Consider the following 26,659-nt stretch of genomic DNA (forward strand, 5'->3'; position numbering starts at 1 on the left):
GACGTAAAGCGTCGCAGCACGCGCGAAGCGCGGTGAGGAAAGCAGTCCGGACACGCACCTCCGCAGACCCCGGCCCCCGGCAGCCAACCGCGAAACCGCAACCCGCAACCCGCACCCCCGCCGGACGGCGCACCCCCCCGCCGGACGGCGCACCCCCCCGCCGGCAGGCGCTACCCCCGTGACCTCGCCTTGAACGCCGCCTTCCGCGCGTCCTTAGACGCCGTCCTGTCCCGATGCAGCCGCCCCATCGCCTCCAGCACCTCCGCCGTCGCCGGATGCTCCACCCGCCACGCCGCCTCGAAGAACCCGCTGTGCTGCCCCACCAGGCCCTCGACCAGTTCCTGAAGCTCGTCCGGCTCCCCCTCCGCGTCCAGCTGCGCGGCAATCGTGTCGATGGCCAGCCAGAAGATCATCGACTCGGGCGGCGGCGGCACATCACCCGCGCCCAGCTCGGCGAGCCAGACGCGCGCCAGGCCGCCCAGTTCGGCGTCGTCCAGGACCTCACGCACCGCCGACTCCGCCTCCGCGCCGACCAGGGACAGCGCCTGCTGGCAGTGCAGGCGGCGCAGCGGCGCGCCCTGGTCCGTGCCGCGCGCGGCGGCCAGGAGTTCGCGCGCGGCCTCGGCCGGCGCGCGCCGGGTCAGCCACTGTTCCGTCTCCGCGCGCGCCGACAGCTCGGGGAAGTGCGCCACACCGTCCAGCAGCGCGTGCGCGTCCTTGTCCGCGAGATCGCCCACCGCGGGCGCGTCGACCCCCGCCTCCAGCATCCGGGACCTGATCCCGTAGAGCCCGAGCGGCGTCAGCCGGACCATGCCGTACCGGGTGACGTCCTCCTCGTCGACGGGCGGCGACGACGCGCCGGACGTGTCCTCCGCGTCCTCCATCATCAGCGCCTCGTCCACCGGTACGTACGAGACGAGCCCGATGGGCTCCAGCAGCCGGAACTGGTCGTCCAGCCGCATCATCGCCTCGGACACCTGCTCCAGGACGTCGTCGGTGGGCTCGCCCATGTCATCGGGCACGATCATCGACGCGGCGAGGACGGGCAGTGGTACGGGCCCCTCACCCCCGCCCTCCGCGAGGGTGAGCAGATAGAGGTTGCCGAGGACGCCTTCCAGGAACTCCGCCTCCAGCTCCGGGTCCCAGTCCAGCGATTCGAGATCGATCTCGCCGTCGTCGCCGATGGCCGCGGCCAGATCGTCCAGTACGGGCGCGGTCGCGTCGGCGAAGACGACGTCCAGGGCGTCGAGCCAGAGGGACAGGATGTCCTGCGGGCTGCCGGAGGTGAGCACTCCGAGCTGCTCGCCCGTGGTGACGCCGCCCTCGGCATCGGGGGCGGCGCCGTCCGGCCCGGCGTTCTCGTCCGGGTCGTCGACCTCCACGAGGCCCGTGTCGACCGCGACCCGCCATGCCTCGCTGGCATACGCCTCGCCGTCGCCCTCGGAGAGCTCGTCACCGAGGTCGAGGAGTTCCGCCGCGGCGGGCAGCTGCTCGTCGACCAGCTCGCCGCCGGGTCCTACCCGTGTCGCCGGCCCGGCCCAGCGGGCGAGGCGTACCGCGCGGGCGAGCAGTGGCGCGGCGAGGGCGTCCCGCGCCAGCTCCGCTTCCGAGGGCAGTCGCACCGGCGGCAGGGTGGGGCGGTCTCCGGGCATCTGGTGGTTCTCCTTGTGGCGTACGGCGGTCGATGCGGCCTCCAGCGTAGACGCATTTGGCCCCATGCCACCCGGTTCATGTACTCGACAACCGGCGGACGCCCGGGGGCCCTTGACAACTGACCGCCGCAACCCCGAGATTGACGCGCGTAGAGCTCCCCCTCCCCCCTCACCGGAGTGCCTTCAAGCCGCGGTGGTCCGGCCCGACCCCACACGCGACCGGGCCACCGCACTCGGCGGCGCCGCGCTCACCCCGCGCTGAGGCTGATCGCGGGGGTGTACCGCGTCACCGTGCTGTCCTTCAGCCCGGGGTAGGACCGCACCCGCTTCCACTGCTCGGTGGCCGAGCCGACCCCGTTCCCCGGCGCGTTGAGCGCGTCGATGTGCGCCTGCTCGCTCTCCCACTCCGCGTAGTTGAGTACGCGCGTGCCGTCGGTGCCGCGATGGAAGTGCGCGGAGATCCCGCCGGAGGGCGTGTCCGGATCGGTGCCGAGGGCCTCGAAGACGGCGTCGATCCAGCCCTTCTGACGCTCGGCGTCGGGTCCCTCGAACTCCACCTCCACGAGCACGACGCAGCCGGGCACCCGGGTCTCCCCCTCCGCCAGGGACCCGCTGCGGTACAGCTCGTACGGGCGCAGCCCCACGCGCTCGATCCCGGGCACGGCGGCGTCGATCTCGGCGTTGCGCTCGTCCCGGAAGGTGCGGGCGAAGGCGTCGTACGCCGCCTGGTCGCGCCACTGCGAGTAGTGCCGCAGGGTGTCCCCGTCGTTTCCGGTGTAGACGCTGTACGAGAGCGGCCCGGCGTCCGGCCATTCCCTGCTCCGCCAGGCCCGGGTGATGGCGTCGACCGTGGCCCGCTGCCGCTCGGGCGTGCCGACGCGCCAGGTGCTGACCAGGACGAGACCCACGCCGGGGCGGGTGATCTCGGGAACGGTGCCGAGGTGCACGGACATGGTGGAACCTCCTTGTGGCGCACTCCCGCGGTGCGCCTCCGGACACCATGCTCAAATATGAAGGGCGGTTGAGGTCAACAGGCCGCGGCCCCCGTCACGCGGTCACACGATCACACGGTCACCGCGTCAGACCACGACGTCGAACCACGGCCGGCGCGTGGTGGCCCAGTGCGCCACCCAGCCCGCGAAGCCCTCTTCCGCGGTGGTGTGCCCGAAGGCCGCCCCGAACGGCGCCGCGCCCACATCGCTGATGTTCCAGATCCGCCCCCGGTGCGCACCGCTGACGACCAGCTGCCAGTACATGCCGCAGCCGTCCGTGCCCAGCACCACGCTCCCGTAGTTGTAGACCTCGTCGATGAGCGGCTCTATCTCCTCGTACGGCCGGGGGTCGTCCTCCCACACCCATGCCTCGGTGAGCGGGAACGGCTTCGCGAGATCCCGCTGCGTCTGGTCGCATCCCCAGTCGGCGGGCAGCGCCGCCAGGGGTATCAGCCCGTCGATATCGGCGGGCCCGTCGCTGCAGCCGTCGCAGATCTCCGCGACCAGCGTGCGGTACGGCTCGGGCAGGACGATTCCGTGCGCGCGCTCGAAGGCGCGTACCGCGTCCCAGCCCAGCGGCGGCAGGCAGCTCTCCGACGGGAAGGCCGCGCGCAACGCGACGAGTTCGCCCCCGTCGGCCTCGCCCTGGTCGGCGTTTTCGGTGTCCATGCTCTCCATGCCCTCCATGTCCTCCATTGCACCAGTACCCACTGACAGTCCGGCCTCCGCTACCCCGAAGCACCCTCGGGCACGTTGTTGCCGGAGCCGTCGCCGGGGGCGCTGTCGCGGGGGGCGCCTTCGGCGGCGGGGCGGGCGGAGACGAGAGGCGATAACGCCTGGGCCGGTGAGGAGCGGAGCGTACGCGTCATGTACGCATCCTGCCCCATTCCGAACGGACCATCGATCACTCTTCGATGCCGATGTACGGGCTCCCCGCCCGTCCGTTCACGACGGGTCCCCGGCCCGCCCGCCCTCTGCGGAGCGCTCGCCGATCACGCCGGAGGGCCCGGGGCCACTACCTTTAGCGCTGCTTCATCCCCACCCGAAGCAGATCTAAGTAGACCTTCACAGTCGCTCGGCGGACACTGCCGGTATGAGCACTCCTCGCCCCTTCGGCCGCGCCCTCTGCGCGATGGTCACGCCCTTCACCACCACCGGAGAGCTGGATCTGCCGGGCGCCCGCGAACTCGCCCGCCGGCTGGTGGACGAGGGGTGCGACGGGCTGGTCCTGAACGGCACCACCGGGGAGTCGCCCACCACCACGGACGCCGAGAAGACCGCTCTCGTGCGCGCGGTGTGCGACGAGGTGGGCGGCCGGGCCGCCGTCGTCGCGGGCGTCGGCAGCGCGGACACCCGGCATACCCTCGCACTCGCGCGGGCGGCCGAACAGGCCGGGGCCGACGGCCTGTTGGTGGTCTCCCCGTACTACAGCCGCCCGCCGCAGCGGGACGTGGAGGCGCACTTCCTGCGGATCGCCGACGCGTCGGGCATCCCGCTGATGCTGTACGACATCCCGGGCCGCACCGGCACCCGTATCGGGCCCGCGACGCTGCTCCGCCTCGCCGCGCACCCACGTGTCGTCGCCGTGAAGGACTGCGCGTACGACCTGCTCGGCAGCTCCACGGTGATCGCCCGCACCTCGCTCGCGTACTACTCCGGCTGTGAGGAGCTGAATCTTCCGCTGTACGCGGTCGGCGGCGCCGGCTTCGTCAGTACGGTCGCCAACGCCGCGCCCCGCCCGCTGCGCGCCGCGCTCGACGCGTATGACCGGGGCGCGGTCACCGAGTCCGTACGGCTCAATCAACTCACGCTTCCCCTGGCCGAGTTGATGATGGCCTCGGGGCTGCCCGGTACGGTCACCGCGAAGGCGCTGCTGGGCGTGCTCGGCCGGCCGGCGGGACCGGTGCGTGAACCGCTGCGGCCCGCCGGCCGGGAGACGGCCGACGGGCTGCTGAAGGCGTACGGAGAGCTCGTCGGATCCGCCGCCGCGCCGCTGTGATCAGCGGGTACCTGCCGTGGGACCGGCCAGGTCAGTTGTGGCTGTGGAGCACGTCGTTGAGACCGTCCCAGACCGCGTTGTTCGGGCGGGCCTCGACGGCGCCGGTCACCGAGTTGCGGCGGAAGAGGATATTGCTCGCACCGGACAGCTCACGGGCCTTGACGATCTGGCCGTCGGGCAGCGTGACGCGCGTACCGGCCGTGACATAGAGCCCCGCCTCGACGACGCACTCGTCGCCCAGCGCGATCCCGATGCCCGCCTCGGCACCGATCAGGCAGCGCTCACCGATGACGATGCGCTCCTTGCCGCCGCCGGAGAGCGTGCCCATGGTGGAGGCGCCGCCGCCGATGTCCGAGCCGTCACCGATGACGACGCCCGCCGAGATCCGGCCCTCGACCATGGAGGTGCCGAGGGTGCCCGCGTTGAAGTTGACGAAGCCCTCGTGCATCACGGTGGTGCCCTCGGCGAGGTGCGCGCCGAGCCGTACGCGGTCCGCGTCGGCGATCCTGACCCCCTTGGGGGCGACGTAGTCGGTCATCCGCGGGAACTTGTCGACCGAGGTCACCTGAAGGTGCAGCCCCTCGGCGCGGGCGTTGAGCCGTACCGTCTCCAGCGTGTCGACGGCGACCGGGCCGAGCGACGTCCAGGCGACATTGGCGAGCAGACCGAAGACGCCGTCCAGGCTCTGGCCGTGCGGCCGGACCAGCCGGTGGCTGAGCAGATGCAGCCGCAGATACACGTCGTGCGTGTCCAGCGGCTTGTCGTCGAGCGAGGTGATGACCGTACGGACGGCGACGATCTCGACCCCGCGGCGGGCGTCGGGACCGATCGCTTTGGCCGCGCCTTCTCCGAGCAGTTCCACGGCGCGCTCGGCGGTCAGCCGCTCGGTGCCGGCCGGTCCGGGCTCGGCGGAGAGCGCGGGGGCGGGGAACCAGGTGTCGAGGACGGTGCCGTCCTCGGTGAGGGTGGCGAGGCCGGCGGCGACGGCGCCGGTGGTGCGGGGGGAACTGGAGGAAGACGTGTCGGTCATGCTCCGAACTTAACGGTCCCGCGGGGCACGGGCGAACCGGTCTCAGGTGACGGGCGCATCGCCACCTGTACAGATCAGACCGGGACGGGGCGCGACGGGCGGGACAGGTGCGACGGGCGGGACGCTCACGCGGTCGGGCCCCCGCCGGGATCAAGGCCTGCCGCCGGAATCAGGACCTGCCGCCGGGATCAGTCGTGTCAGCATCTCGCGGGTGTGCTCGACGTCGTACACCGCGTCCGTGAGCAGCACCTGAAGGCAGACCCCGTCCAGCAGCGCGACCACCGCCCGCGCGGTGACGGGATCGGTGCGCCTGGTCACCTCGTCCGCGAGCGCGGCGCACCACTCCCCGGCGACCGGGCGCAGCGCGGGCCGCCGCAGCGCCGCGAGATACAGCTCGTACTCCAGCTCCACGCCGGTACGGTCCCCGGCCAGCCACTCCCCCGTGATCCGGGCCAGCTCACCGGCGATGTCGCAGCCGGGATCCGCGAGGGCGCCGCTCTCCCGCACGGCCGCCGCGAAACTGTCGTTGGTCTGCCGCAGCGCGGCGATCAGCAGTTCGTCGAGCGAGGCGAAGTGGTACGTGGTGGAGCCGAGCGGCACATCGGCCTCGGCGGCGACGGTGCGGTGGCTCAGTCCGGCGATACCGCCGCGCCCGACCACCCGGATCGCGGCGTCGATGATCCGCTGGCGCCGTTCGGGGTCGTAACGACGGGTCATCAGTGGGCTCCTCCGAGGTTGAGCACGACGACGCCCGCGATCACGAGGGCGATGCCGAGCAGCTTCGCCGGCGCCATCGCCTCGTTCATGAAGATCACGCCGATGGCGGCGATGGCCGCTGTGCCGACCCCGGCCCAGATCGCGTAGGCGGTACCGATGGAGATGGTCTTGAGGGTCTGCGCGAGCAGGGCGAAGGCGATGACATAGCCCACCACGGTCGCCAGCGACGGCCACAGCCGGGTGAAGCCCTCGCTGTACTTCATGGCCGACGTGGCGGCCACCTCCGCCGCGATCGCCGCGGCCAGTAGTCCGTATCCCATGCGTACGAGAGTACACATCGATACGTACAGGCGTACACACCTTCCCCTCACCCCCACCGGTTACGGTGTGCCGTCCGGATCGGAGCGGCGGGGAGCGGAGCAGAGCGGTGGCGCACGGCACGACGGGGTGGGGCGGCGGTGGCGGGCACGGAAGCGGTCCGGGCGGGCCGTACGGGAACGGGCCGAGCAATCCGGGCGGGCCGTACGGAAGCGGTCCCTACGGCTGGGGCGGCTGGACACCTCCCCCCGCACCCCCCAGGCCCGGGGTGATACCCCTCGGTCCGCTCGGTCTCGGCGAGATACTCAACGGCGCGTTCGCCACGATGGGCCGGTACTGGAAGCAGCTGTTCGGGCTGGCCGCCGCGGTGTACGGCGCGGCGACGGCGGCCGTCGCGATCGCGCTCACCGTCGCCTACGCCACCGTCGGCGACCGGCTGCGCGCGGTCATCGACACACCGCACGGCGTGGATCCGTCCTGGGCCGAGGTACGGCCGCCGCTGATCGCGTTCGGCTGTGTCTGGCTCTTCGGCATGGTGGTGCTGCTGACCGCCAACGCGTTCGTCCAGGCCGCCTGCCCCTCGGTCGTCCAGAGCGCCGTCCTGGGCCGCCCGACCACCTTCGGCGCGGTCTGGCGCCGGGCCCTCACCCGGTTCCCCTCGGTCCTGGGCGCCGTCGTCCTCAGCGGGCTGATCGCCGTCCTGCCGGGGGCGCTGCTCCTCGTGGGCTTCATCACCACGCTGATCACCTACATCACCACGGACGGCTCCCCCGCGCGGCTCATCTGGCTGATCCCGCTGGGCTTCCTGGGCGCTTTGGTGTTCACCCCGCTGGCGGCCTGGCTCTGGGTCCGCCTCAGCCTGGCCCCGGCGATCGCCGTCATCGAGTCCCGCGGCCCGCTCGCGTCCCTGCGCCGCTCGGCCGACCTGGTACGCGGTGCCTGGTGGCGGATCTGCGGCATCTCACTGCTGGCCTTCGCCATGGCGTCCATCGCCGGTGTCGTCATCCAGCAGCTGATCAACGCGCTGACCGTCTTCGGCAACCTGCTGACCCCGTCCACGCTCGGCGGTGACCCGACCGCCGGACAGATCCTCGTGGCCGTGGGCGGCTATCTGGTGCTGTTCCTGGTCGCCCTGCTGATCACGCAGTTCATCACGACGATCTTCCCCCAGCTGGTGCTGAACCTGCTCTATGTCGACCGGCGCATCCGCACCGAGAACCTGGCCCCCACCTTGGCCGAAGCCGCCCGAACAGCGCCCCACTAGGCCCTGTCTGACAAATAGCGCCGTCCGCCCGCGAGCCAGGCGGGATTTGTCAGACAGGGCCCAGGACATGCGGGAGGGCCCCACGATCCCGGCCGGATCATGGGGCCCTCCCGTGCGGTCCGACGCTCAGACGTTGAAGCCCAGCGCGCGCAGCTGCTCGCGACCGTCGTCGGTGATCTTGTCCGGGCCCCACGGCGGCATCCAGACCCAGTTGATCTTGAGTTCGTTGACGATGCCGTCCGTCGCCGCCTTCGCCTGGTCCTCGATCACATCGGTCAGCGGACACGCCGCCGACGTCAGGGTCATGTCCAGGGTGGCGATATTGGAATCGTCGATATGGATGCCGTAGATCAGACCGAGGTTGACGACATCGATGCCCAGTTCGGGGTCGACGACGTCGTACAGCGCCTCGCGGACCTCGTCCTCCGAGGCCGGCTTGATCGTCAGGGTCTCGTTCTCGCTCATGCCGTCTCCTTCGTCGCGCTGTCGCCCAGGGCCTGGGCCGTCGCGTCCTTCCACGCCATCCAGCTCAGCAGCGCGCACTTCACGCGGGCGGGGTACTTCGAGACGCCGGCGAACGCGACCGCGTCCTCCAGCACCTCTTCCATCGCGTCGTCGGGTTCGAGCTGCCCCTTCGACTGCATCAGCTCCAGGAAGGTGCCCTGGATCTTCTGCGCCTCGGCCAGCTCCTTGCCGACCAGGAGGTCGTTCAGTACGGACGCGCTGGCCTGGCTGATCGAGCAGCCCTGGCCCTCGTACGACACATCCGCGATCCGCGAACCCTCGTACCGCACACGCAGCGTGATCTCGTCACCGCACGTCGGATTGACGTGGTGCACCTCGGCATCGCCGTCCCGCAGACCGCGCCCGTGCGGGTGCTTGTAGTGGTCCAGGATGACGTCCTGGTACATCGAATCCAGCTTCACGAACTGCCCTGCCCCTCAGGTCCTCATCCGAAGAAGTTACGGACGTGCTCAAGCCCTTCGGCCAGAGCGTCGACCTCGGCCGGAGTGGAGTACAGATAGAAAGACGCTCGCGTGGTCGCGGGAATTCCGTACCGCAGGCAGACCGGCCGCGCGCAGTGGTGGCCGACCCGGACCGCGATGCCCTGCTCGTCGAGGACCTGGCCCACATCGTGGGGGTGGATGTCGCCGAGCGTGAAGGAGATCGTGGCGCCGCGGTCCTCGGCCGTATCCGGGCCGATGATCCGCAGGCCGGGGACCTCCAGCAGCCGCTTCACCGCGTACTCGGTGATGGCGTGCTCATGCGCGGCGATCTTGTCCATGCCGATCGCGGTGAGATAGTCCACGGCCGCGCCGAGGCCGACGGCCTGGGCGATCGGGGGCGTACCCGCCTCGAACTTGTGCGGCGCCGGGGCGTACGTCGACGAGTGCATCGACACCGTCTCGATCATCTCGCCGCCGCCCAGGAACGGCGGCAGGTCCTCCAGCAGCTCCTGGCGGCCCCAGAGAACGCCGATCCCGGTCGGGCCGACCATCTTGTGACCGGTGAAGGCGACGAAGTCGGCCTGGAGCGCCTGTACGTCGAGCACCTGGTGCGGGGCGGCCTGCGAGGCGTCGACGCAGACCAGCGCGCCGACCTCCTGCGCACGCCGGATGATCTTCTCGACCGGGTTCTGGGTGCCCAGGATGTTGGAGACCAGCACGAAGGAGACGATCTTCGTCTTCTCCGTGATGATCTCGTCGATGTTGGACAGGTCGAGCCGGCCCTCGTCGGTGATGCCGAACCACTTCAGCTTCGCGCCCGTACGCTGCGAAAGCAGCTGCCACGGCACGATGTTGGAGTGGTGCTCCATCTCCGTGATGACGATCTCGGTCTCGTGGTCCACCCGGTAGGGCTCGTCGGCCCAGCCGAGCATGTTCGCCACGAGGTTGAGCGACTCGGAGGCGTTCTTGGTGAAGATCACCTCGTCGCGGCTCGGCGCGTTGATGAAAGCGGCGACCTTGTCGCGGGCGCCCTCGTACAGCGCCGTGGCCTCCTCGGCGATGGTGTACACGCCGCGGTGGACATTCGCGTTGTGCCGCTCGTAGTACTCGTTGAGCGCGTCGAGGACCTGGCGCGGCTTCTGCGAGGTCGCCGCGGAGTCCAGGTACACGAGCTTCTTGCCGTCGTGGATCACCCGGTCGAGGATCGGGAAATCCTTACGGATCGCCTCGTCGAGCAGCCGATTCGATGCTGTGAGAAGGCCCGGCAGATGTGTCACGCGACATCCTCCTCCGAGTTCACTCCGCTCACGGGGCCGCCCTTCGCATATGCCTCGTAGCCCTCGTTCTCCAGCTTGTCGGCCAGCTCGGCACCGCCGGACTCGGCGATCCGGCCCTGCGCGAAGACATGCACGAAGTCGGGCTTGATGTAGCGGAGAATCCGCGTGTAGTGCGTGATCAGCAGGGTGCCGACCTCGCCGCTCTCGCGGACGCGGTTGACGCCCTCGGAGACGACACGCAGCGCGTCGACGTCGAGACCGGAGTCGGTCTCGTCGAGGATCGCGATCTTGGGCTTGAGCAGTTCGAGCTGAAGGATCTCGTGCCGCTTCTTCTCGCCGCCGGAGAAGCCCTCGTTCAGGTTGCGCTCGGCGAAGGCGGGGTCCATCTGAAGACGCTCCATGGTCTCCCGGACCTCCTTCACCCAGGTACGCAGCTTGGGGGCCTCGCCGCGCACGGCGGTGGCGGAGGTGCGCAGGAAGTTGGAGACCGAGACACCGGGGACCTCGACGGGGTACTGCATGGCGAGGAAGAGGCCGGCGCGGGCGCGCTCGTCGACGGTCATCTCCAGGACGTCCTCGCCGTCCAGGGTCACGGTGCCACCGGTGATCGTGTACTTGGGGTGGCCCGCGAGGGAGTACGCGAGGGTCGACTTGCCGGAGCCGTTGGGGCCCATGATGGCGTGCGTCTCGCCCTGCTTGACGGTCAGGTCGACGCCCTTGAGGATCTCGCGGGGGCCGTTCTCGGCCTCGACGGAGACGTGCAGGTCGTGGATTTCAAGCGTTGCCATGGGTGACTCAGGACTCCTGGGTGACGGAGACGAGCACATCGTCCCCTTCGATCTTTACGGGGTATACGGGGACGGGGCGCGTCGCGGGCAGGCCGGACGGCTTTCCGGTACGGAGGTCGAAGCTGGAGCCGTGCAACCAGCATTCGATCATGCAGTCCTCGACCTCGCCCTCCGAGAGCGAGACGTTCGCGTGCGAGCAGATGTCGTTGATCGCGAACACCTCGCCCTCGGTACGGACGAGGGAGACGGGCGTGCCGTCGAGTTCCACCCTCTTCGGGGTGTCCTCCTCCAGCTCGCCCAGCCCACAGACTCGGACGAAGGCCATCAGACCGATGCCTCCAGCTCCGCCTCGATCGAGGCCATCAGACGTTCCTCGACATCCGGCAGGCCGATCTTCTGGACCAGCTCGGCGAAGAAGCCGCGGACCACCAGCCGGCGGGCCTCGGTCTCCGGGATACCGCGGGCCATCAGGTAGAAAAGCTGCTCGTCGTCGAACCGGCCGGTGGCGGAGGCGTGCCCGGCACCGGCGATCTCGCCGGTCTCGATCTCCAGGTTCGGCACCGAGTCGACCCGGGCGCCGTCCGTGAGGACCAGGTTCCGGTTCATCTCATAGGTGTCGGTGCCCTCGGCCGCGGCGCGGATCAGTACGTCACCGATCCATACGGCGTGCGCGTCCGCGCCCTGGAGCGCGCCCTTGTAGGCCGCGTTGGACTTGCAGTGCGGGGTGTTGTGGTCGACGAGGAGGCGGTGCTCCTGGTGCTGGCCGCGGTCGGTGAAGTAGAGGCCGAACAGCTCCGCCTCGCCACCGGTGCCCGCGTACCGCACACGCGGCTGGAGCCGTACGAGATCCCCGCCGAGGGTGACCACGACCGACTTGAACGAGGCGTCGCGGCCGACCAGCGCGTTGTGCTGGGCGACATGGACGGCCTTGTCGTCCCAGTCCTGTACGGAGACGACGGTCAGCTTGGCGCCGTCCCCGATGAGGTAGTCGACATTGGCGGCGAGCACTCCGTCGCCGGTGTGGTCGATGACCACGACCGCCTCCGCGAAGGCTCCCAGCTCGATGATCTGGTGACCGTACGAGACCCCGCCCTCGCCGTGGACGGCGATCCGGACCGGCTCGCTCAGCACGGTCTCCTTGGGCACCGAGACGACCGAGGCCTTCTCGAACGAGGAGTACGCCTGGGCGGCGACCCGGTCCACCGGGATACCGGCCTTGCCGATCCGCGCGTCGTCACGGCCGACGGTCTCGACGATGACGCCCTCGGGGGCGGTCACCTCGACCGTGACGCCGCCGTCCTGCGCGACGGCGGTGCCGTCGTGCAGACCACGCAGCCGTTCCAGCGGCGTGAACCGCCACTCCTCCTCGCGGCCGTGCGGGACGGGGAAGTCCGCCACGTCGTAGGAGGGGGGCGCGCTCATGCGCGTGGCGACGGTCGACTCGGCGGCCACCGCGATCGAACCGGCGGTGGTGGAACCCGCCGGAATGTTCTGAGCCTCAGCCATGGCTGTCGTCGTGCTCTCTCTCTGCCTCTGCGTAAGGGATTACGGGCGCTGCTGGTCGGGCGGGGGCGGGGCGGCGGTCAGCCGACGGAGCCCTCCATCTGCAGCTCGATCAGCCGGTTGAGCTCCAGCGCGTACTCCATGGGCAGCTCCTTGGCGATCGGCTCCACGAAGCCGCGGACGATCATGGCCATGGCCTCGAACTCGGAGAGGCCGCGGCTCATCAGATAGAAGAGCTGGTCCTCGGAGACCTTGGAGACGGTCGCCTCGTGTCCCATGGACACGTCGTCCTCGCGGACGTCCACGTACGGGTAGGTGTCGGAGCGCGAGATGGTGTCCACCAGCAGCGCGTCACAGAGCACATTGGACTTGGAGCCCTCGGCGCCCTCGCCGATCTCGATCAGACCGCGGTACGAGGTACGGCCGCCACCGCGCGCCACCGACTTGGAGACGATGTTCGACGAGGTGTGCGGGGCCATGTGAACCATCTTGGCGCCGGCGTCCTGGTGCTGTCCCTCGCCCGCGAAGGCGATGGACAGGGTCTCGCCCTTGGCGTGCTCGCCCATCAGGTAGACGGCCGGGTACTTCATGGTGACCTTGGAGCCGATGTTGCCGTCGACCCACTCCATGGTCGCGCCCTCGTAGGCCACGGCGCGCTTGGTGACCAGGTTGTAGACGTTGTTCGACCAGTTCTGGATCGTCGTGTAGCGGCAGCGGCCGCCCTTCTTGACGATGATCTCGACCACGGCGCTGTGCAGCGAGTCCGAGGAGTAGATCGGAGCGGTGCAGCCCTCGACGTAGTGGACGTAGGCGTCCTCGTCGACGATGATCAGCGTCCGCTCGAACTGGCCCATGTTCTCCGTGTTGATACGGAAGTAGGCCTGGAGCGGGATGTCGACCTGCACGCCCTTCGGCACGTAGATGAACGATCCGCCGGACCACACGGCCGAGTTCAGCGAGGCGAACTTGTTGTCGCCGACCGGGATGACCGTGCCGAAGTACTCCTGGAAGAGCTCCGGGTGCTCCTTCAGCGCGGTGTCCGTGTCCAGGAAGATGACGCCCTGCTCCTCCAGGTCCTCACGGATCTGGTGGTAGACGACCTCGGACTCGTACTGGGCGGCGACACCGGCGACGAGGCGCTGCTTCTCCGCCTCCGGGATGCCGAGCTTGTCGTACGTGTTCTTGATGTCCTCCGGCAGTTCCTCCCAGGAAGCGGCCTGCTTCTCGGTGGAGCGCACGAAGTACTTGATGTTGTCGAAGTCGATACCCGACAGGTCCGAGCCCCAGTTGGGCATGGGCTTCTTGTCGAACAGGCGCAGACCCTTGAGCCGCAGCTTCAGCATCCACTCCGGCTCGTTCTTCTTCTCCGAGATGTCGCGGACGACAGCCTCGGACAGCCCGCGCTTGGCGGCGGCGCCTGCGGCGTCGGAGTCGGCCCAGCCGAATTCGTACGTGCCCAGGCCCTCAAGCTCAGGGTGGGCAGTCTCCGTGGGGAGCGTCATGCGGGGTTCCTCCCGGCTGTGCTTTCAGAAGCGTGATGGGTGGTCTGTGGGTGTGAGGTGGCGCGGGGAATGAAGGTCGTGCAGACCCCGTCGCCATGGGCGATGGTGGCCAGCCGCTGCACATGGGTCCCGAGCAGCTGGGAGAAGAATTCCGTCTCCGCCTCGCACAGCTGGGGGAACTGCTCGGCGACGTGCGCGACCGGGCAGTGGTGCTGGCACAGCTGCTCGCCCTGCCGGTTCGGCGCGCTACGCGCCGTAGCAGCGTACCCGTCGGTGCTCAGCGCCTCGGCAAGAGCCTCCGTGCGCTTCTCCGGCTCGGCGGCCTCGACCGCCTGCCGGTAGCTCTCGGACTGGCCGGCGATACGGGCGCGGGCGAAGGCGGCGACGGCCGCCTCACCCCGCTCACCACCGCCGGCGGCGGCGGCGATCCAACGCAGGGCGTCGGCGGCGAGCTGGTCGTAGGACTGGTCGAAGGCGTCCCGGCCGCAGTCCGTCAGGGCGAACACCTTGGCCGGCCTGCCGCGCCCGCGCGAGCCGTAGACCCGCTGGTCACGGGGCTCCACCACGGAGTCGGCGGCCAGTGCGTCAAGATGACGGCGGACAGCCGCCTGAGTGAGCCCGAGGCGTCCCGCGAGATCGGAGACGGTGGACGGGCCGTGGTCCAGGATGGAGCGCGCGACCCGGTTGCGAGTGGAGTGCTCGCCGGTCGCGAGTTCTTCCTGGGAAGCCTCGCCAACGTATTTCACAACGCCATTGTTGCGTAATTCATCCGGCCCTGACAACCGAGGTGGAAGGCGACTTCCGGTGCGCTTCATCACTTAGGGTTACCTAAGGAACGCCGTCGGCCCCCATTTCTCGGGGCTCGGTTCGCCTCCGCAAGGACCGCACCCGCCGCTAGCCAGGCCTCCGGTTGGCGTGGAACCGCCGTTTCGCCCCCGCGGGATTGAGGCACCTCCCGCCTGCCTAGACTTCCCGGCATGTACAGCGACTTCCCGGGTGACCGTCTGCCCGAAAGCGGCTCCGCCGCGGGCCGGACCTCCGGAGAGCCGGTCGTCGAGGTACGGGGCCTGGTCAAGCGGTACGGGGCCAAGACCGCGGTGGACGGCCTCGATCTCACGGTCCGCGCCGGTACGGTCACCGCCGTCCTCGGCCCCAACGGAGCGGGCAAGACCACCACGGTCGAGATCTGCGAGGGATACCGCGCACCGGACGCCGGGACCGTACGCGTCCTGGGTCTGGACCCCGTCGCGGACGCCGCCCGGCTGCGCCCGCGCCTCGGCGTGATGCTCCAGTCCGGCGGCGTGTACTCCGGTGCGCGCGCCGACGAAATGCTCCGCCACATGGCCCGGCTGCACGCCCGCCCGCTCGATGTGGACGCGCTGATCGAACGGCTCGGCCTCGGCGGCTGCGGCCGAACCACCTACCGGCGGCTCTCCGGCGGCCAGCAGCAGCGGCTCGCGCTGGCCCTGGCCGTCGTCGGCCGCCCCGAGCTGGTCTTCCTGGACGAGCCGACCGCCGGTCTGGACCCGCAGGCCCGCCGCTCCACCTGGGATCTCGTACGCGAGCTGCGCTCCGACGGGGTGGGAGTGGTGCTCACCACGCACTTCATGGACGAGGCCGAGGAGCTGGCCGACGATGTGGTGATCATCGACGCGGGCCGGGTCATCGCCCAGGGCAGCCCCGAGGAGCTGTGCCGCGGCGGCGCGGAGAACACCCTCCGCTTCACCGGGCGCCCCGGGCTCGACCTCGGCTCCCTGCTGAAGGCGCTGCCGGACGGCACCACCGCCGACGAGCTGTCCTCGGGGGTGTACCGCATCACCGGCGGAGTCGATCCGCAGCTTCTCGCGACGGTGGCCTCCTGGTGCGCGCAGCACGGCGTGATGGCGGACGGGATCTCCGTGGAGCGGCACACGCTGGAGGACGTCTTCCTCGAACTGACCGGCAAGGAGCTGCGTTCATGAGCACCAGCACGAGCGGTACGGGTACGAGCGGTACGAGTTCGCGCGGCACCGGTGCGCGCGGCACCGGCACCTACGCTCCGGCGCCCGGCGCGGCCCCGCTGGCGCGCATGATCGCGGCACAGACGGCGTTCGAGACAAAACTGCTGCTGCGCAACGGCGAGCAGCTGCTGCTGACCGTGATCATCCCGTCGCTCCTGCTGGTGCTCTTCTCGACGGTCGACATCATCGACACGGGCGCGGACAAGGCGGTGGACTTCCTGGCCCCGGGCGTGCTCGCGCTGGCCGTGATGTCCACGGCGTTCACCGGCCAGGCCATCGCCACCGGTTTCGAGCGGCGCTACGGGGTGCTCAAGCGGCTCGCGGTGTCCCCGCTGCCGCGCTGGGCGCTGATGACCGCCAAAACGCTCTCCGTGCTGGTCACCGAAGTGCTCCAGATCGTGCTGCTGACCGTGATCGCGTTCGCGCTCGGCTGGTCCCCGGAGGGCAGCCCGTTCGCCGTTCTGCCGCTGCTCGTGCTGGGCACGGCCGCGTTCTCCGGGCTCGGGCTGCTGATGGCCGGCACGCTGCGGGCCGAGGCGACGCTGGCCGCCGCGAATCTGGTCTTTCTGCTGCTCCTGGTGGGCGGCGGGGTGATCGTGCCGCTGGACGAGTTCCCGGACGCGGCGCGCTCGGTGCTCGGGCTGCTGCCGATATCGGCGCTCTCCGACGGGCTGCGCGAGGTGCTTCAGCACGGCGCCGCGCTGCCGTGGGGCGACCTCGGGATACTCGCCGTCTGGGCCGCGCTCGGCCTCGGCGCGGCGGGCGCGTTCTTCCGCTGGGAGTAGGGCGGCTGCCGGCCGGAACCGCCCGGACGCGGCATACGTACCCCTCGTGAAAAGCTGCACAAGCTCCGGCCTACGATGGTTGCCGTGTTGACCCCCCTCGCGTATATCGCCCAGCGCTGGACGCCTTCACCCCGTACGCTCCAGCGCGCCGCGCTCACCGCCGTCCTGATGAACGTCGTCATCATCGTCACCGGCGGCGCTGTCCGGCTGACCGGTTCGGGCCTCGGCTGCGACACCTGGCCGAAGTGCACGGACGACAGTCTCTTCGCCACACCCGAGCAAGGGCTGCACGGCGCGATCGAGTTCGGCAACCGCATGCTGACCTATGTGCTGTGCGCGGCGGTCGGCTGGACGATCATCGCCGCGCGCTCCTCCAAGCCGGGGCGGCCCGGGCTGACCCGGCTCGCCTGGTCGCAGTTCTGGATCGTGATGGGCAACGGCGTGGTCGGCGGGATCACGGTGTGGATGGACCTCAACCCGTGGACCGTCGCGGGGCATTTCCTCCTCGCCAACATCCTGCTCACCGTCACCACGCTGACCTGGCTGCGTACCCGCGAGGGCGACGGCACCCCCCGGCCGCGCGTCCCGCGCCCGGTGCGCAAGCTGTCCTGGGCGCTGGTGGGCGCCGCTGTGGTGCTGATCGCGGCGGGTACGGCGGTGACGGGCTCGGGCCCGCACGCCGGCGACAGCAGCGACGTGCCCCGGATGCCGTTCGACTGGGCCACCGCCGCCCATGTGCACGCGGTGTTCGCCTGGATCGTCTGCGCACTGGCGGTGGCGATGTGGCTGGTGCTGCGGGTGGTGGACGCCCCGGCCGACACCCGGGCACGCGCCCGCGAACTGCTGCTGGTGCTGCTCGCGCAGGGCGGCATCGGCTATGTGCAGTTCTTCACCGACCTCCCCGAAGTCCTGGTCGGCGCCCATATGTTGGGCTCCAGCCTGCTGTGGATCGCCGTACTGCGGGTGGCGGTGAGCCTGCGCGAGCGGCCGCGGACGGCGCCGGAGATCCCCGCGCAGTCGGACCCCACACTGTCAGCGGTCTGAGAGGCCCTGAGAGGCCGGCAGTCCCTAGAGGAGAGGCCGGCAGTCCCTAGAGCCGGTGGGCGTTGCCGGCCGCGATCATCCGGGCGACGCGCTGGGCGTCCCGTAGCGCCCACGCGCCGTCGCCCACCCAGCCGCCGAGGACCCGCTCCAGCGCCTCCCGGAACACCTGGGCGCCCACCACATGCGGCTCGGGCGGCCCCGGGCTGGGCCTCGAAGGTGGCGAGGCCCAGTTCCGTAGGGAGCACGCCGTGGCAGTACTGGTCCACCAGGGACGCTGTTTCGATCATCGGGTTTCCCGTCGTGGACCGTACTCCTACTGTCCTAACGGGTAACTCGCGCCCGGGTGGCGCCTGCCGGGAGGGGCGCTGGATCTGGGCCCCAGGCTCTCAGGCTTCGCGGCCACCGAGCTGGAGTCCGGCCATCCGCTTCCATTCGTACGGTCCTGTGCGCACCTTGGCGGCGAACTCACCGTCGAAGGACTCGTGCAGTGTCAGCCCCGCCTTCTCGGCGGCGCTGCTCGCGATGGCGTGCGAGGGAGCGACGAGATCGCCCCAGCCGCCGTCCTCGCCGACCAGCACGATGCGCGTGCCGCCCTGCCCGAGATACGCGAGCTGCCCCTCGGCGCCGCCGTGCCGTCCGGCGAAGGCGCGGATCCGCTTCGCCAGCCGGGCGGCCCGGCGCTCGTCGCGCGCCTCCCGCCGGGCCAGGGCCCTGGCCTCGTCGGCCTCGTCGTTCCGCTCTGTCTGCTGGGTCTCTGCCATGAACGGGATGCTACCCACGGGTAGATCAACCGACGACGGGTGGGGCGCGTGGCCTTGACCACGCGCCCCACCCGTCGGTGGATCACGCCGGTGGAGCGAAGGGCGCCTCAGCGCGGGAAAGGATCAGCGCAGGAAGGGATCAGCGCAGGAAGGGATCCACGGCCACGGCCACGAAGAGCAGCGACACATAGGTGATGGACCAGTGGAACAGCCGCATCTCCTTGAGCTTGGCGCCCGTCTCGCCGGCCTTGGCGCGCGACTGGAGTCCGTGCGCCTCCCAGAGCCAGTAGCCGCCGGCCACCAGCGCGACCGTCGTATAGAACCAGCCGGTGTACCCCAGGGGGGTCAGCAGCAGCGAGACCGCGACCATCACCCAGCTGTAGAGGACGATCTGACGGGCCACGACCTGGTTGGTCGCGACGACCGGGAGCATCGGGACGCCCACGCGCGCGTAGTCGTCCTTCACCTTCATGGAGAGCGGCCAGTAGTGCGGCGGCGTCCAGAAGAACATGACGAGGAAGAGGATGACGGCGGCCCAGGACACCGAATCGGTGACCGACGACCAGCCGATCAGCACCGGCATGCAGCCCGCGATACCGCCCCAGACGATGTTCTGCGAGGTACGGCGCTTGAGGATCATCGTGTAGACGATGACGTAGAAGAGCAGTGCGCCCAGGGCGAGGCCCGCGGACAGCCAGTTGACGAGAAGTCCGAACCAGAGGGTCGAGACGGCGGCCAGCGTCAGACCGAACACCAGCCCCTCACGCGGCGAGACCATGCCGGTGACCAGGGGACGCTGCGACGTACGGTCCATCAGGGCGTCGATGTCGCGGTCGATGTACATGTTCAGCGCGTTGGCGCCACCGGCGGAGAGATAGCCGCCGACACAGGTAGTGACCACCAGCCACAGATCCGGCACACCTTGCGCGGCCAGGAACATCACCGGAATGGTGGTGATCAGCAGCAACTCGATGATCCGCGGCTTGGTCAGCAGCACGAATGCCTTGACGCGGGCGCCGAGCGGCCGGTTGCCGCCCGAGCTCGGAGTCAAGGCGACCCCTGCGGGTCGGGACTCGACGGCCGTCACACACACCCCTGACAGAGAAATCCCAGCAAACCCCGGGCGTGAAGGCCCGGTAAAGGCTTGCTCGTACCACGTCACTCTAGACGTGGCCCATACGCGATCTTCGCGGGGGTCCGTCGTGCGAAACCGTGTGGAACACCGTCCCGGAACGGCCCATACGAACTGCCGGAACGTGAACTCGGAACCGCCGGGAGGCGAACTCTCCGGGCGCACCGCACCCTGGAAGCACGCTCGGAAAGTTGACTGTCGCTGCGGGTAGGCTCGACAGCGAACCGGTGCGCCCTCAGACACCGGAATTCGATCATGTGGAGAGGAGCCCTGACTCAGGGTGAGCACCAAGCCGACCACCACAGACCTCGAGTGGACCGAATCGGACCGCCGGGCAGTCGACACCGCCCGCGTCCTGGCCATGGATTCCGTACAGAAGGTCGGCAACGGCCATCCGGGTACGGCCATGAGCCTGGCCCCCGCCGCGTATGTGCTCTTCCAGAAGCTCATGCGGCACGATCCCGCCGACGCGCAGTGGACCGGCCGAGACAGGTTCATCCTCTCGGCGGGCCACTCGTCACTGACCCTCTACATCCAGCTCTACCTGGCCGGATACGGAGTGGAACTCGAAGACCTGGAGTCCTTCCGTACGTGGGGTTCGAAGACCCCGGGCCACCCTGAGTACGGGCACACCGTCGGCGTGGAGACCACCACCGGCCCGCTCGGGCAGGGTGTCGCGAACGCGGTGGGCATGGCGATGGCCGCCCGGTACGAGCGCGGTCTGTACGACCCGGAGGCCGCGCCCGGCACCTCCCCGTTCGACCACACCATCTTCGCGATCGCCGGTGACGGCTGCCTCCAGGAGGGCATCTCGGCCGAGGCGTCCTCGCTGGCCGGCCACCAGAAGCTGGGCAATCTGGTCCTGCTCTGGGACGACAACCACATCTCCATCGAGGGTGACACCGAGACCGCGGTCTCCGAGGACACCCTCAAGCGGTACGAGGCGTACGGCTGGCATGTGCAGCGCGTCGAGCAGCTGCCCAACGGCGACCTCGACCCGGAGGGTCTGTACGAGGCTCTGAAGGCGGCGCGGGCGGAGACCGGGCGTCCCTCGTTCATCGCGGCCCGCTCGATCATCGCGTGGCCCGCCCCGCACGCGCAGAACACCGAGGCGGCGCACGGCTCCGCGCTCGGCGAGGAAGAGGTCGCCGCCACCAAGAAGGTGCTCGGTTTCGACCCGGAGAAGTCCTTCGAGGTCTCCACCGACGTGCTCGCGCACACCCGCGAGGCGCTCGACCGCGGCCGTGAGGCGCGTACCGAGTGGGAGAAGACCTTCGCCGCCTGGCGTACCGCCAACCCGGAGCGCGCGGCGACGTTCGACCGGGTCAGGGCCGGCGAACTGCCCGCGGGCTGGGAGGAGAAGCTGCCCGCCTTCGAGACCGGCAAGTCCCTCGCGACGCGTGCCGCGTCCGGCAAGGTGCTCCAGGCGCTCGGTGAGGTCATCCCCGAACTGTGGGGCGGCTCGGCCGACCTCGCGGGTTCGAACAACACCACCATCGACAAGACGTCGTCGTTCCTCCCGGTGGGCAACCCCCTGCCGGAGGCCGACCCGTACGGCCGCACGGTGCACTACGGCATCCGCGAGCACGCCATGGGCTCGACCATGAACGGCATCGCGCTGCACGGCAACACCCGTATCTACGGCGGCACTTTCCTGGTGTTCTCCGACTACATGCGCCCGGCCGTCCGGCTCGCCGCGCTGATGCGGGTGCCGGTCACCTATGTCTGGACGCATGACTCGATCGGTCTCGGCGAGGACGGTCCGACCCATCAGCCGGTCGAGCACCTTTCCGCGCTGCGGGCCATCCCGGGTCTGAACATCGTCCGCCCCGCCGACGCCAACGAGACGGCGATCGCCTGGCGCGAGATCCTCAAGCGACACGCCAAGGGCGCTCCGCACGGTCTGGCGCTGACCCGCCAGGGCGTGCCGACGTACGAGGCCAACGACGATGCGGCCAAGGGCGGTTACGTCCTGTTCGAGGCCGAGGGCGGCGCTCCCCGGGTCGTGCTGATCGGCACCGGCTCCGAGGTGCAGCTGGCCGTCGAGGCGCGTGAGCGGCTTCAGTTCGCCGGTATCCCCACCCGGGTGGTCTCGATGCCGTCGGTCGAGTGGTTCGAGGAGCAGGACCAGGAGTACAAGGACAGCGTTCTGCCGCCCGCCGTGAAGGCGCGGGTGGCGGTCGAGGCCGGTATCGGGCTCACCTGGCACCGCTTCGTGGGCGAGGCCGGACGCATCGTCTCGCTGGAGCACTTCGGCGCTTCGGCCGACGGCAAGGTCCTCTTCCGCGAGTTCGGCTTCACCGCGGACGCGGTGGCCGCGGCAGCACGGGAATCTCTGGCGGCTTCGGCGCGCTGACGCCTTTATACGAACAGTAGGAGATGCAACTCTCATGACAGACGCACTCAAGCGCCTCTCCGACGAAGGCGTCGCGATCTGGCTCGACGACCTCTCGCGCAAGCGGATCACGTCCGGCAACCTCGCCGAACTGCTCGATCAGCAGCACGTGGTGGGCGTCACCACCAACCCGTCGATCTTCCAGAAGGCGATCTCGGGAGGCGACGGGTACGACACCCAGCTGACCGACCTCGCCGCCCGCAAGGTCACCGTCGAAGAAGCCATCCGCATGATCACCACGGCGGACGTCCGCGACGCCGCCGACATCCTGCGTCCGGTCTTCGACGCGACGCAGGGCCAGGACGGCCGGGTCTCCATCGAGGTGGACCCGCGACTGGCGCACAACACGAAGGCGACCATCGCCGAGGCCAAGCAGCTCGCCTGGCTGGTGGACCGTCCGAACACCCTGATCAAGATCCCGGCGACCAAGGCCGGTCTGCCCGCGATCACCGAGACGATCGGCCGGGGCATCAGCGTCAATGTCACGCTGATCTTCTCGCTGGAGCGCTACCGCGAGGTCATGGACGCCTACATCGCGGGTCTGGAGAAGGCACAGGCCGCCGGTCTCGACCTGTCCACGATCTACTCGGTGGCGTCCTTCTTCGTGTCCCGTGTGGACACCGAGATCGACAAGCGGCTCGACGCGCTGGGCACGCCGGAGGCCAAGGAGGCCCGCGGCAAGGCGGCCCTGGCCAACGCGCGGCTCGCGTACGAGGCGTACGAAGAGGTCTTCGCCACCGAGCGCTGGGCGGCCCTGGACCGGGCGCAGGCCAACAAGCAGCGTCCGCTGTGGGCCTCGACCGGCGTCAAGGACCCGGCGTACAAGGACACGCTGTACGTCGACGAGCTGGTGGCCCCGCACACGGTGAACACCATGCCGGAGGCCACGCTCGAAGCCACCGCGGACCACGGCCGGATCACCGGTGACACGGTGCGCGGTACGTACGACCAGGCGCGCGCGGACCTCGAAGCCGTCGCGAAGCTGGGCATCTCGTACGACGAGGTCGTCCAGCTGCTGGAGGACGAGGGCGTCGAGAAGTTCGCGACTTCCTGGAACGACCTGCTCAAGTCGACCGAGGCGGAGCTCAAGCGCCTCGCCCCTTCGGAAGGCTGATCCCTTGACCGCAACCCACGGAGCGAACCCGCTCCGTGACGCCGCGGACCGACGGCTCCCGCGTATCGCGGGGCCGTCGGGCCTGGTCATCTTTGGCGTCACGGGCGATTTGTCCCGAAAAAAGCTGATGCCCGCGATCTACGACCTGGCCAACCGCGGTCTGCTGCCGCCGGGCTTCTCGCTCGTCGGCTTCGCACGCCGTGAGTGGCGGGACGAGGATTTCGCGAAGGAGGTGCACGACGCGGTAAAGGAGCACGCGCGCACGCCGTTCCGGGAGGAGGTCTGGCAGCAGCTCATCCAGGGGATGCGCTTCGTCCAGGGCGACTTCGGCGACGACGACGCGTTCGAGAACCTGAAGGCGACGATCGCCGATCTCGACAAGTCGCAGGGCACCGGCGGCAACTTCGCGTTCTATCTCTCCGTACCGCCGAAGTTCTTCCCGCAGGTCGTCCAGCAGCTCAAGAAGCACGGTCTGGCCGACCAGACCGAGGGCTCCTGGCGGCGCGCGGTCATCGAGAAGCCGTTCGGGCACGACCTGGCGTCCGCGCAGGACCTGAACAAGGTCGTCCACGAGGTCTTCCCGTCCAACGAGGTCTTCAGGATCGACCACTATCTGGGCAAGGAGACCGTCCAGAACATCCTGGCGCTGCGGTTCGCCAACACCCTCTTCGAGCCGATCTGGAACCGGTCCTATGTCGACCATGTCCAGATCACCATGGCCGAGGACATCGGTATCGGCGGCCGGGCCGGCTACTACGACGGTATCGGCGCCGCCCGTGACGTGATCCAGAACCATCTGCTCCAGCTGCTCGCGCTGACCGCGATGGAGGAGCCCGCCTCCTTCGACGCGGACGCGCTGGCCGCGGAGAAGACCAAGGTGCTGGGCGCCGTGCGGCTGCCGAAGGATCTCGGCGAGGGCACGGTGCGCGGGCAGTACGCCGCGGGCTGGCAGGGCGGCGAGAAGGCCGTCGGCTATCTCCAGGAAGACGGCATCGACCCCAAGTCGAAGACCGACACCTATGCCGCGGTGAAGCTGGGGATCGACAACCGCCGCTGGGCGGGGGTCCCGTTCTATCTGCGTACCGGAAAGCGGCTCGGCCGCCGGGTCACCGAGATCGCGGTCGTCTTCCAGCGCGCGCCGCACTCCCCGTTCGACCACACGGCCACGGAGGAGCTGGGGCAGAACGCCCTGGTCATCCGCGTCCAGCCGGACGAGGGCGTGACCATGCGATTCGGCTCGAAGGTCCCCGGCACCTCGATGGAGGTCAGGGACGTCTCGATGGACTTCGCGTACGGCGAGTCCTTCACGGAGTCCAGCCCCGAGGCGTACGAGCGGCTCATCCTCGATGTGCTGCTCGGCGACTCGAACCTCTTCCCGCGCGTGGAGGAGGTCGAGCTGTCCTGGAAGATCCTCGACCCGATCGAGGACTTCTGGGACACGCACGGCAAGCCCGCGCAGTACGAGTCCGGGACCTGGGGTCCGGTCGAGGCGGACGAAATGCTCGCACGAGACGGACGGAGCTGGCGCCGGCCATGAAGATCGACCTTACGGACACCACGTCGAGCAAGATCAACAAGGCGCTGGTGCAGGGGCGGAGGGCGATCGGCACCCCCGCCGTCGGCATGGTCCTCACACTGGTTCTCGTCACCGACGAGGAGAACCAGTACGACGCGCTCAAGGCCGCCAACGAGGCGTCCCGCGAGCACCCGTCGCGGAAGCTGGTCGTCGTCAAGCGCGTCTCGCGCTCGCCGCGCGACCGGGCCAAGGCCCGGCTCGACGCCGAAGTACGGGTGGGCGCGGACGCGGGCACCGGCGAGACGGTCGTCCTGCGGCTGTACGGCGAGGTGATGGACCACGCGCAGTCGGTGGTCCTGCCGCTGCTGCTGCCGGACGCCCCGGTAGTCGTGTGGTGGCCGGTCAGCGCGCCGGTCAACCCGGCCAAGGACGCACTGGGCAAGCTGGCGCAGCGCCGGGTGACCGACACGTACGCCGCCGAGAATCCCGTGGCGGAGCTGTCGGCGCGCGCCGACGCCTACACCCCGGGCGACACGGATCTGGCCTGGACCCGGATCACACCGTGGCGCTCGATGGTCGCGGCCGCCCTGGACCAGGTGGCCTGCGATGTCACCTCGGTGGAGGTGGAGGGCGAGGAGCACAACCCGAGCTGCGAACTGCTCGCCATGTGGCTCGCGGACCGGCTGCACGTACCGGTCAAGCGCAGTGTCTCCAAGGGTCCCGGGCTCACGGCCGTACGGATGGAGACGTCCTGCGGGCCGATCAAGCTGGACCGGGCGGACGGCTCGCTGGCGACGCTCTCCATCCAGGGGCAGCCGGACCGGGCGGTGGCGCTGAAGCGCCGGGAGACCTCGGAGCTGATCGCCGAGGAGCTGCGCCGGCTGGATCCGGACGACACCTACGCGTCGGCGCTGCGGTTCGGCGTGGACCGGCTCAGTGATATGACGGACTCGTCGTCGAAGTCGGCCGGTGACAGCGGTACGGCCCGCTCGAAGCCCGCCAGCGCCGCCACGCCTGCCGCCATGCCCAAGAAGGCGGAGTCGAAGTGAGCGCTCCGCAGCTGGTCGTCCACCGCGACAAGGAGCTGATGGCGCAGGCCGCGGCGGCCCGGCTGATCACGAAGATCGTGGACGCCCAGGCCGCCCGCGGCTCCGCCTCCGTCGTCCTGACGGGCGGGCGCAACGGCAACGGTCTGCTGGCAGCGCTGGCCACGGCGCCCGCGCGCGACGCGGTCGACTGGTCGCGGCTCGATCTGTGGTGGGGCGACGAGCGGTTCCTGCCGGAGGGCGACCCGGAGCGGAATATCACCCAGGCGCGGGAGGCGCTGCTCGACTCGGTGCCGCTGGACCCCTCGCGGGTGCATGTGATGCCGGCCTCGGACGGCCCGTACGGCAGTGATGTGGAGGCGGCGGCCGCCGCGTACGCCACCGAACTCGCCGCCGCGGCCCGCCCGGAGGACCACGGGCCCGTGCCGACCTTCGACGTCCTGATGCTGGGGGTCGGGCCCGACACCCATGTGGCCTCGCTCTTCCCCGAGCTGCCTGGCGTACGGGAGACCGAGCGCACGGTGGTCGCCGTGCACGGCGCTCCCAAGCCTCCGCCGACCCGTATCTCCCTCACGCTGCCCGCGATCCGCGCGGCACACGAGGTGTGGCTGCTGGCGGCGGGCGAGGACAAGGCGAGGGCCGCGGAGATCGCCCTGTCGGGCGCGGGTGAGATCCAGGCACCCGCGGCGGGGGCGTACGGCCGCAGCCGCACGCTGTGGCTGCTGGACGCGGCGGCGGCCTCGGCCCTGCCCCGCGCGCTCTACCCACCGGCCTTGGCCTAGACGAGTCATTCCGAAGTCCTGTCCGACTCATTCCGAAGTCCTGTCCGACCCGGAGCGCGTGTACGCGTCGCGGCCCGGACCGCTTTCCGGCGGTC

Annotated in this window: 27 protein-coding genes and 1 pseudogene; 10 read left to right on the plus strand and 18 right to left on the minus strand. The window is 70.0% G+C overall.

Features of this window, described 5'->3' with window-relative positions:
- Positions 1 to 170: 170 nt before the first annotated feature.
- The 4 genes from ACFRMN_RS37465 to ACFRMN_RS37480 form a co-directional block, all read right to left on the minus strand.
- Entirely contained in the window at positions 171 to 1,652 is a 1,482-nt protein-coding gene (locus tag ACFRMN_RS37465; protein ID WP_383028718.1) for a hypothetical protein, read from the minus strand.
- A 248-nt stretch (positions 1,653 to 1,900) separates the two neighbouring features.
- On the minus strand, positions 1,901 to 2,605 hold the full coding sequence (locus tag ACFRMN_RS37470) for an antibiotic biosynthesis monooxygenase (RefSeq protein ID WP_383028721.1): 705 nt from the start codon (positions 2,603 to 2,605) through the stop codon (positions 1,901 to 1,903).
- A gap of 126 nt (positions 2,606 to 2,731) precedes the next feature.
- Positions 2,732 to 3,313, minus strand: coding sequence for an SMI1/KNR4 family protein (locus tag ACFRMN_RS37475; RefSeq protein ID WP_383028724.1), 582 nt, complete (start codon positions 3,311 to 3,313; stop codon positions 2,732 to 2,734).
- A gap of 59 nt (positions 3,314 to 3,372) precedes the next feature.
- Complete coding sequence (locus tag ACFRMN_RS37480; protein WP_383028726.1) at positions 3,373 to 3,513, minus strand: hypothetical protein; 141 nt, start codon at positions 3,511 to 3,513, stop codon at positions 3,373 to 3,375.
- A gap of 224 nt (positions 3,514 to 3,737) precedes the next feature.
- Here ACFRMN_RS37480 and dapA point away from each other — a divergent pair, with 224 nt between their 5' ends.
- Positions 3,738 to 4,643 carry a 4-hydroxy-tetrahydrodipicolinate synthase gene (gene dapA, locus ACFRMN_RS37485; RefSeq protein WP_383028729.1) on the plus strand — a complete coding sequence of 302 codons (906 nt, stop codon included), beginning with the start codon at positions 3,738 to 3,740 and terminating at the stop codon, positions 4,641 to 4,643.
- Positions 4,644 to 4,674: 31 nt separating this feature from the next.
- Here dapA and dapD read toward each other — a convergent pair whose 3' ends face one another.
- From dapD to ACFRMN_RS37500, 3 genes are all read right to left on the minus strand, one after another.
- Positions 4,675 to 5,673: a 2,3,4,5-tetrahydropyridine-2,6-dicarboxylate N-succinyltransferase gene (gene dapD, locus ACFRMN_RS37490; RefSeq protein ID WP_383028731.1), complete on the minus strand. Its 999-nt coding sequence runs from the start codon at positions 5,671 to 5,673 to the stop codon at positions 4,675 to 4,677.
- 150 nt (positions 5,674 to 5,823) lie between these two features.
- Positions 5,824 to 6,390 carry a TetR/AcrR family transcriptional regulator gene (locus ACFRMN_RS37495; RefSeq protein WP_383028734.1) on the minus strand — a complete coding sequence of 189 codons (567 nt, stop codon included), beginning with the start codon at positions 6,388 to 6,390 and terminating at the stop codon, positions 5,824 to 5,826.
- Positions 6,390 to 6,710: a DMT family transporter gene (locus ACFRMN_RS37500; protein ID WP_383028736.1), complete on the minus strand. Its 321-nt coding sequence runs from the start codon at positions 6,708 to 6,710 to the stop codon at positions 6,390 to 6,392. The genes ACFRMN_RS37495 and ACFRMN_RS37500 overlap by 1 nt, the downstream gene beginning before the upstream one ends.
- 107 nt (positions 6,711 to 6,817) lie before the next feature.
- Here ACFRMN_RS37500 and ACFRMN_RS37505 point away from each other — a divergent pair, with 107 nt between their 5' ends.
- The gene (locus ACFRMN_RS37505; protein WP_383028739.1) at positions 6,818 to 7,972 is read left to right on the plus strand and encodes a hypothetical protein; all 1,155 of its coding nucleotides are present in this window, start codon (positions 6,818 to 6,820) and stop codon (positions 7,970 to 7,972) included.
- Positions 7,973 to 8,098: 126 nt separating this feature from the next.
- Here the strand turns inward: ACFRMN_RS37505 and ACFRMN_RS37510 are convergent, their stop codons facing one another.
- From ACFRMN_RS37510 to ACFRMN_RS37545, 8 genes are all read right to left on the minus strand, one after another.
- The gene (locus ACFRMN_RS37510; RefSeq protein ID WP_129769630.1) at positions 8,099 to 8,437 is read right to left on the minus strand and encodes a metal-sulfur cluster assembly factor; all 339 of its coding nucleotides are present in this window, start codon (positions 8,435 to 8,437) and stop codon (positions 8,099 to 8,101) included.
- Positions 8,434 to 8,898 (minus strand): Fe-S cluster assembly sulfur transfer protein SufU, encoded by a 465-nt coding sequence (gene sufU, locus ACFRMN_RS37515; protein ID WP_030353686.1) that lies wholly within the window; start codon positions 8,896 to 8,898, stop codon positions 8,434 to 8,436. The genes ACFRMN_RS37510 and sufU overlap by 4 nt, the downstream gene beginning before the upstream one ends.
- Positions 8,899 to 8,921: 23 nt before the next feature.
- Entirely contained in the window at positions 8,922 to 10,196 is a 1,275-nt protein-coding gene (locus ACFRMN_RS37520) for a cysteine desulfurase (RefSeq protein WP_383028742.1), read from the minus strand.
- On the minus strand, positions 10,193 to 10,984 hold the full coding sequence (sufC, locus tag ACFRMN_RS37525) for a Fe-S cluster assembly ATPase SufC (protein WP_383028744.1): 792 nt from the start codon (positions 10,982 to 10,984) through the stop codon (positions 10,193 to 10,195). The genes ACFRMN_RS37520 and sufC overlap by 4 nt, the downstream gene beginning before the upstream one ends.
- Positions 10,985 to 10,991: 7 nt before the next feature.
- Positions 10,992 to 11,309 carry a bifunctional 3-phenylpropionate/cinnamic acid dioxygenase ferredoxin subunit gene (locus ACFRMN_RS37530; RefSeq protein WP_249950632.1) on the minus strand — a complete coding sequence of 106 codons (318 nt, stop codon included), beginning with the start codon at positions 11,307 to 11,309 and terminating at the stop codon, positions 10,992 to 10,994.
- Positions 11,309 to 12,490: a Fe-S cluster assembly protein SufD gene (gene sufD, locus ACFRMN_RS37535; RefSeq protein ID WP_383028746.1), complete on the minus strand. Its 1,182-nt coding sequence runs from the start codon at positions 12,488 to 12,490 to the stop codon at positions 11,309 to 11,311. The genes ACFRMN_RS37530 and sufD overlap by 1 nt, the downstream gene beginning before the upstream one ends.
- A gap of 77 nt (positions 12,491 to 12,567) precedes the next feature.
- On the minus strand, positions 12,568 to 13,989 hold the full coding sequence (gene sufB / locus ACFRMN_RS37540; RefSeq protein WP_383028749.1) for a Fe-S cluster assembly protein SufB: 1,422 nt from the start codon (positions 13,987 to 13,989) through the stop codon (positions 12,568 to 12,570).
- Positions 13,986 to 14,735: a helix-turn-helix transcriptional regulator gene (locus ACFRMN_RS37545; RefSeq protein WP_383028752.1), complete on the minus strand. Its 750-nt coding sequence runs from the start codon at positions 14,733 to 14,735 to the stop codon at positions 13,986 to 13,988. The genes sufB and ACFRMN_RS37545 overlap by 4 nt, the downstream gene beginning before the upstream one ends.
- A 231-nt stretch (positions 14,736 to 14,966) precedes the next feature.
- Here ACFRMN_RS37545 and ACFRMN_RS37550 point away from each other — a divergent pair, with 231 nt between their 5' ends.
- The 3 genes from ACFRMN_RS37550 (at position 14,967) to ACFRMN_RS37560 (ending at position 17,818) form a co-directional block, all read left to right on the plus strand.
- Positions 14,967 to 15,950 (plus strand): ABC transporter ATP-binding protein, encoded by a 984-nt coding sequence (locus tag ACFRMN_RS37550; protein WP_383028755.1) that lies wholly within the window; start codon positions 14,967 to 14,969, stop codon positions 15,948 to 15,950.
- Entirely contained in the window at positions 15,947 to 16,774 is an 828-nt protein-coding gene (locus ACFRMN_RS37555) for an ABC transporter permease (RefSeq protein WP_383028758.1), read from the plus strand. The genes ACFRMN_RS37550 and ACFRMN_RS37555 overlap by 4 nt, the downstream gene beginning before the upstream one ends.
- Before the next feature lie 75 nt (positions 16,775 to 16,849).
- Positions 16,850 to 17,818 (plus strand): heme A synthase, encoded by a 969-nt coding sequence (locus ACFRMN_RS37560; RefSeq protein ID WP_383028760.1) that lies wholly within the window; start codon positions 16,850 to 16,852, stop codon positions 17,816 to 17,818.
- 46 nt (positions 17,819 to 17,864) lie between these two features.
- Here ACFRMN_RS37560 and ACFRMN_RS37565 read toward each other — a convergent pair.
- The 3 genes and pseudogenes from ACFRMN_RS37565 to ACFRMN_RS37575 all read right to left on the minus strand — a co-directional run.
- Positions 17,865 to 18,017 (minus strand): annotated as a pseudogene (locus ACFRMN_RS37565) (amidohydrolase); the annotation flags it as partial.
- Between the two features lie 187 nt (positions 18,018 to 18,204).
- Complete coding sequence (locus ACFRMN_RS37570) at positions 18,205 to 18,579, minus strand: hypothetical protein (protein ID WP_383028763.1); 375 nt, start codon at positions 18,577 to 18,579, stop codon at positions 18,205 to 18,207.
- Between the two features lie 139 nt (positions 18,580 to 18,718).
- Complete coding sequence (locus ACFRMN_RS37575; RefSeq protein WP_383028766.1) at positions 18,719 to 19,666, minus strand: heme o synthase; 948 nt, start codon at positions 19,664 to 19,666, stop codon at positions 18,719 to 18,721.
- Between the two features lie 325 nt (positions 19,667 to 19,991).
- On the opposite strand from ACFRMN_RS37575, the gene tkt reads away from it, so the two are divergent.
- The 5 genes from tkt to pgl are packed head-to-tail and all read left to right on the plus strand — an operon-like array spanning position 19,992 to position 26,564.
- Positions 19,992 to 22,067 carry a transketolase gene (gene tkt / locus ACFRMN_RS37580; RefSeq protein ID WP_383028767.1) on the plus strand — a complete coding sequence of 692 codons (2,076 nt, stop codon included), beginning with the start codon at positions 19,992 to 19,994 and terminating at the stop codon, positions 22,065 to 22,067.
- A 34-nt stretch (positions 22,068 to 22,101) separates the two neighbouring features.
- Positions 22,102 to 23,220, plus strand: a complete 1,119-nt coding sequence (gene tal / locus ACFRMN_RS37585; protein ID WP_383028770.1) for a transaldolase — start codon at positions 22,102 to 22,104, stop codon at positions 23,218 to 23,220.
- Positions 23,221 to 23,224: 4 nt separating this feature from the next.
- On the plus strand, positions 23,225 to 24,757 hold the full coding sequence (gene zwf, locus ACFRMN_RS37590) for a glucose-6-phosphate dehydrogenase (RefSeq protein WP_383028772.1): 1,533 nt from the start codon (positions 23,225 to 23,227) through the stop codon (positions 24,755 to 24,757).
- The gene (opcA, locus tag ACFRMN_RS37595; RefSeq protein WP_383028775.1) at positions 24,754 to 25,785 is read left to right on the plus strand and encodes a glucose-6-phosphate dehydrogenase assembly protein OpcA; all 1,032 of its coding nucleotides are present in this window, start codon (positions 24,754 to 24,756) and stop codon (positions 25,783 to 25,785) included. The genes zwf and opcA overlap by 4 nt, the downstream gene beginning before the upstream one ends.
- On the plus strand, positions 25,782 to 26,564 hold the full coding sequence (gene pgl / locus ACFRMN_RS37600; protein WP_383028776.1) for a 6-phosphogluconolactonase: 783 nt from the start codon (positions 25,782 to 25,784) through the stop codon (positions 26,562 to 26,564). The genes opcA and pgl overlap by 4 nt, the downstream gene beginning before the upstream one ends.
- The last annotated feature ends 95 nt before the right edge of the window (positions 26,565 to 26,659 follow it).

The sequence above is a fragment of the Streptomyces sp. NPDC056835 genome (assembly GCF_042789485.1).
Taxonomy (GTDB): Bacteria; Actinomycetota; Actinomycetes; order Streptomycetales; family Streptomycetaceae; genus Streptomyces.

Excerpts from the sequence above, each read along its gene's own strand:
- ACFRMN_RS37495 (WP_383028734.1), bottom strand. The coding sequence starts at position 6,390 with ATGACCCGTCGTTACGACCCCGAACGGCGCCAGCGGATCATCGACGCC.
- ACFRMN_RS37530 (WP_249950632.1), bottom strand. The coding sequence starts at position 11,309 with ATGGCCTTCGTCCGAGTCTGTGGGCTGGGCGAGCTGGAGGAGGACACC.
- ACFRMN_RS37480 (WP_383028726.1), bottom strand. The coding sequence starts at position 3,513 with ATGACGCGTACGCTCCGCTCCTCACCGGCCCAGGCGTTATCGCCTCTC.
- ACFRMN_RS37500 (WP_383028736.1), bottom strand. The coding sequence starts at position 6,710 with ATGGGATACGGACTACTGGCCGCGGCGATCGCGGCGGAGGTGGCCGCC.
- opcA (WP_383028775.1), top strand. The coding sequence starts at position 24,754 with ATGAAGATCGACCTTACGGACACCACGTCGAGCAAGATCAACAAGGCG.
- ACFRMN_RS37570 (WP_383028763.1), bottom strand. The coding sequence starts at position 18,579 with ATGGCAGAGACCCAGCAGACAGAGCGGAACGACGAGGCCGACGAGGCC.
- ACFRMN_RS37555 (WP_383028758.1), top strand. The coding sequence starts at position 15,947 with ATGAGCACCAGCACGAGCGGTACGGGTACGAGCGGTACGAGTTCGCGC.
- sufC (WP_383028744.1), bottom strand. The coding sequence starts at position 10,984 with ATGGCAACGCTTGAAATCCACGACCTGCACGTCTCCGTCGAGGCCGAG.
- ACFRMN_RS37510 (WP_129769630.1), bottom strand. The coding sequence starts at position 8,437 with ATGAGCGAGAACGAGACCCTGACGATCAAGCCGGCCTCGGAGGACGAG.
- ACFRMN_RS37475 (WP_383028724.1), bottom strand. The coding sequence starts at position 3,313 with ATGGACACCGAAAACGCCGACCAGGGCGAGGCCGACGGGGGCGAACTC.
- tal (WP_383028770.1), top strand. The coding sequence starts at position 22,102 with ATGACAGACGCACTCAAGCGCCTCTCCGACGAAGGCGTCGCGATCTGG.
- sufD (WP_383028746.1), bottom strand. The coding sequence starts at position 12,490 with ATGGCTGAGGCTCAGAACATTCCGGCGGGTTCCACCACCGCCGGTTCG.
- dapA (WP_383028729.1), top strand. The coding sequence starts at position 3,738 with ATGAGCACTCCTCGCCCCTTCGGCCGCGCCCTCTGCGCGATGGTCACG.
- ACFRMN_RS37470 (WP_383028721.1), bottom strand. The coding sequence starts at position 2,605 with ATGTCCGTGCACCTCGGCACCGTTCCCGAGATCACCCGCCCCGGCGTG.
- ACFRMN_RS37560 (WP_383028760.1), top strand. The coding sequence starts at position 16,850 with ATGGTTGCCGTGTTGACCCCCCTCGCGTATATCGCCCAGCGCTGGACG.
- ACFRMN_RS37550 (WP_383028755.1), top strand. The coding sequence starts at position 14,967 with ATGTACAGCGACTTCCCGGGTGACCGTCTGCCCGAAAGCGGCTCCGCC.
- dapD (WP_383028731.1), bottom strand. The coding sequence starts at position 5,673 with ATGACCGACACGTCTTCCTCCAGTTCCCCCCGCACCACCGGCGCCGTC.
- ACFRMN_RS37465 (WP_383028718.1), bottom strand. The coding sequence starts at position 1,652 with ATGCCCGGAGACCGCCCCACCCTGCCGCCGGTGCGACTGCCCTCGGAA.
- sufB (WP_383028749.1), bottom strand. The coding sequence starts at position 13,989 with ATGACGCTCCCCACGGAGACTGCCCACCCTGAGCTTGAGGGCCTGGGC.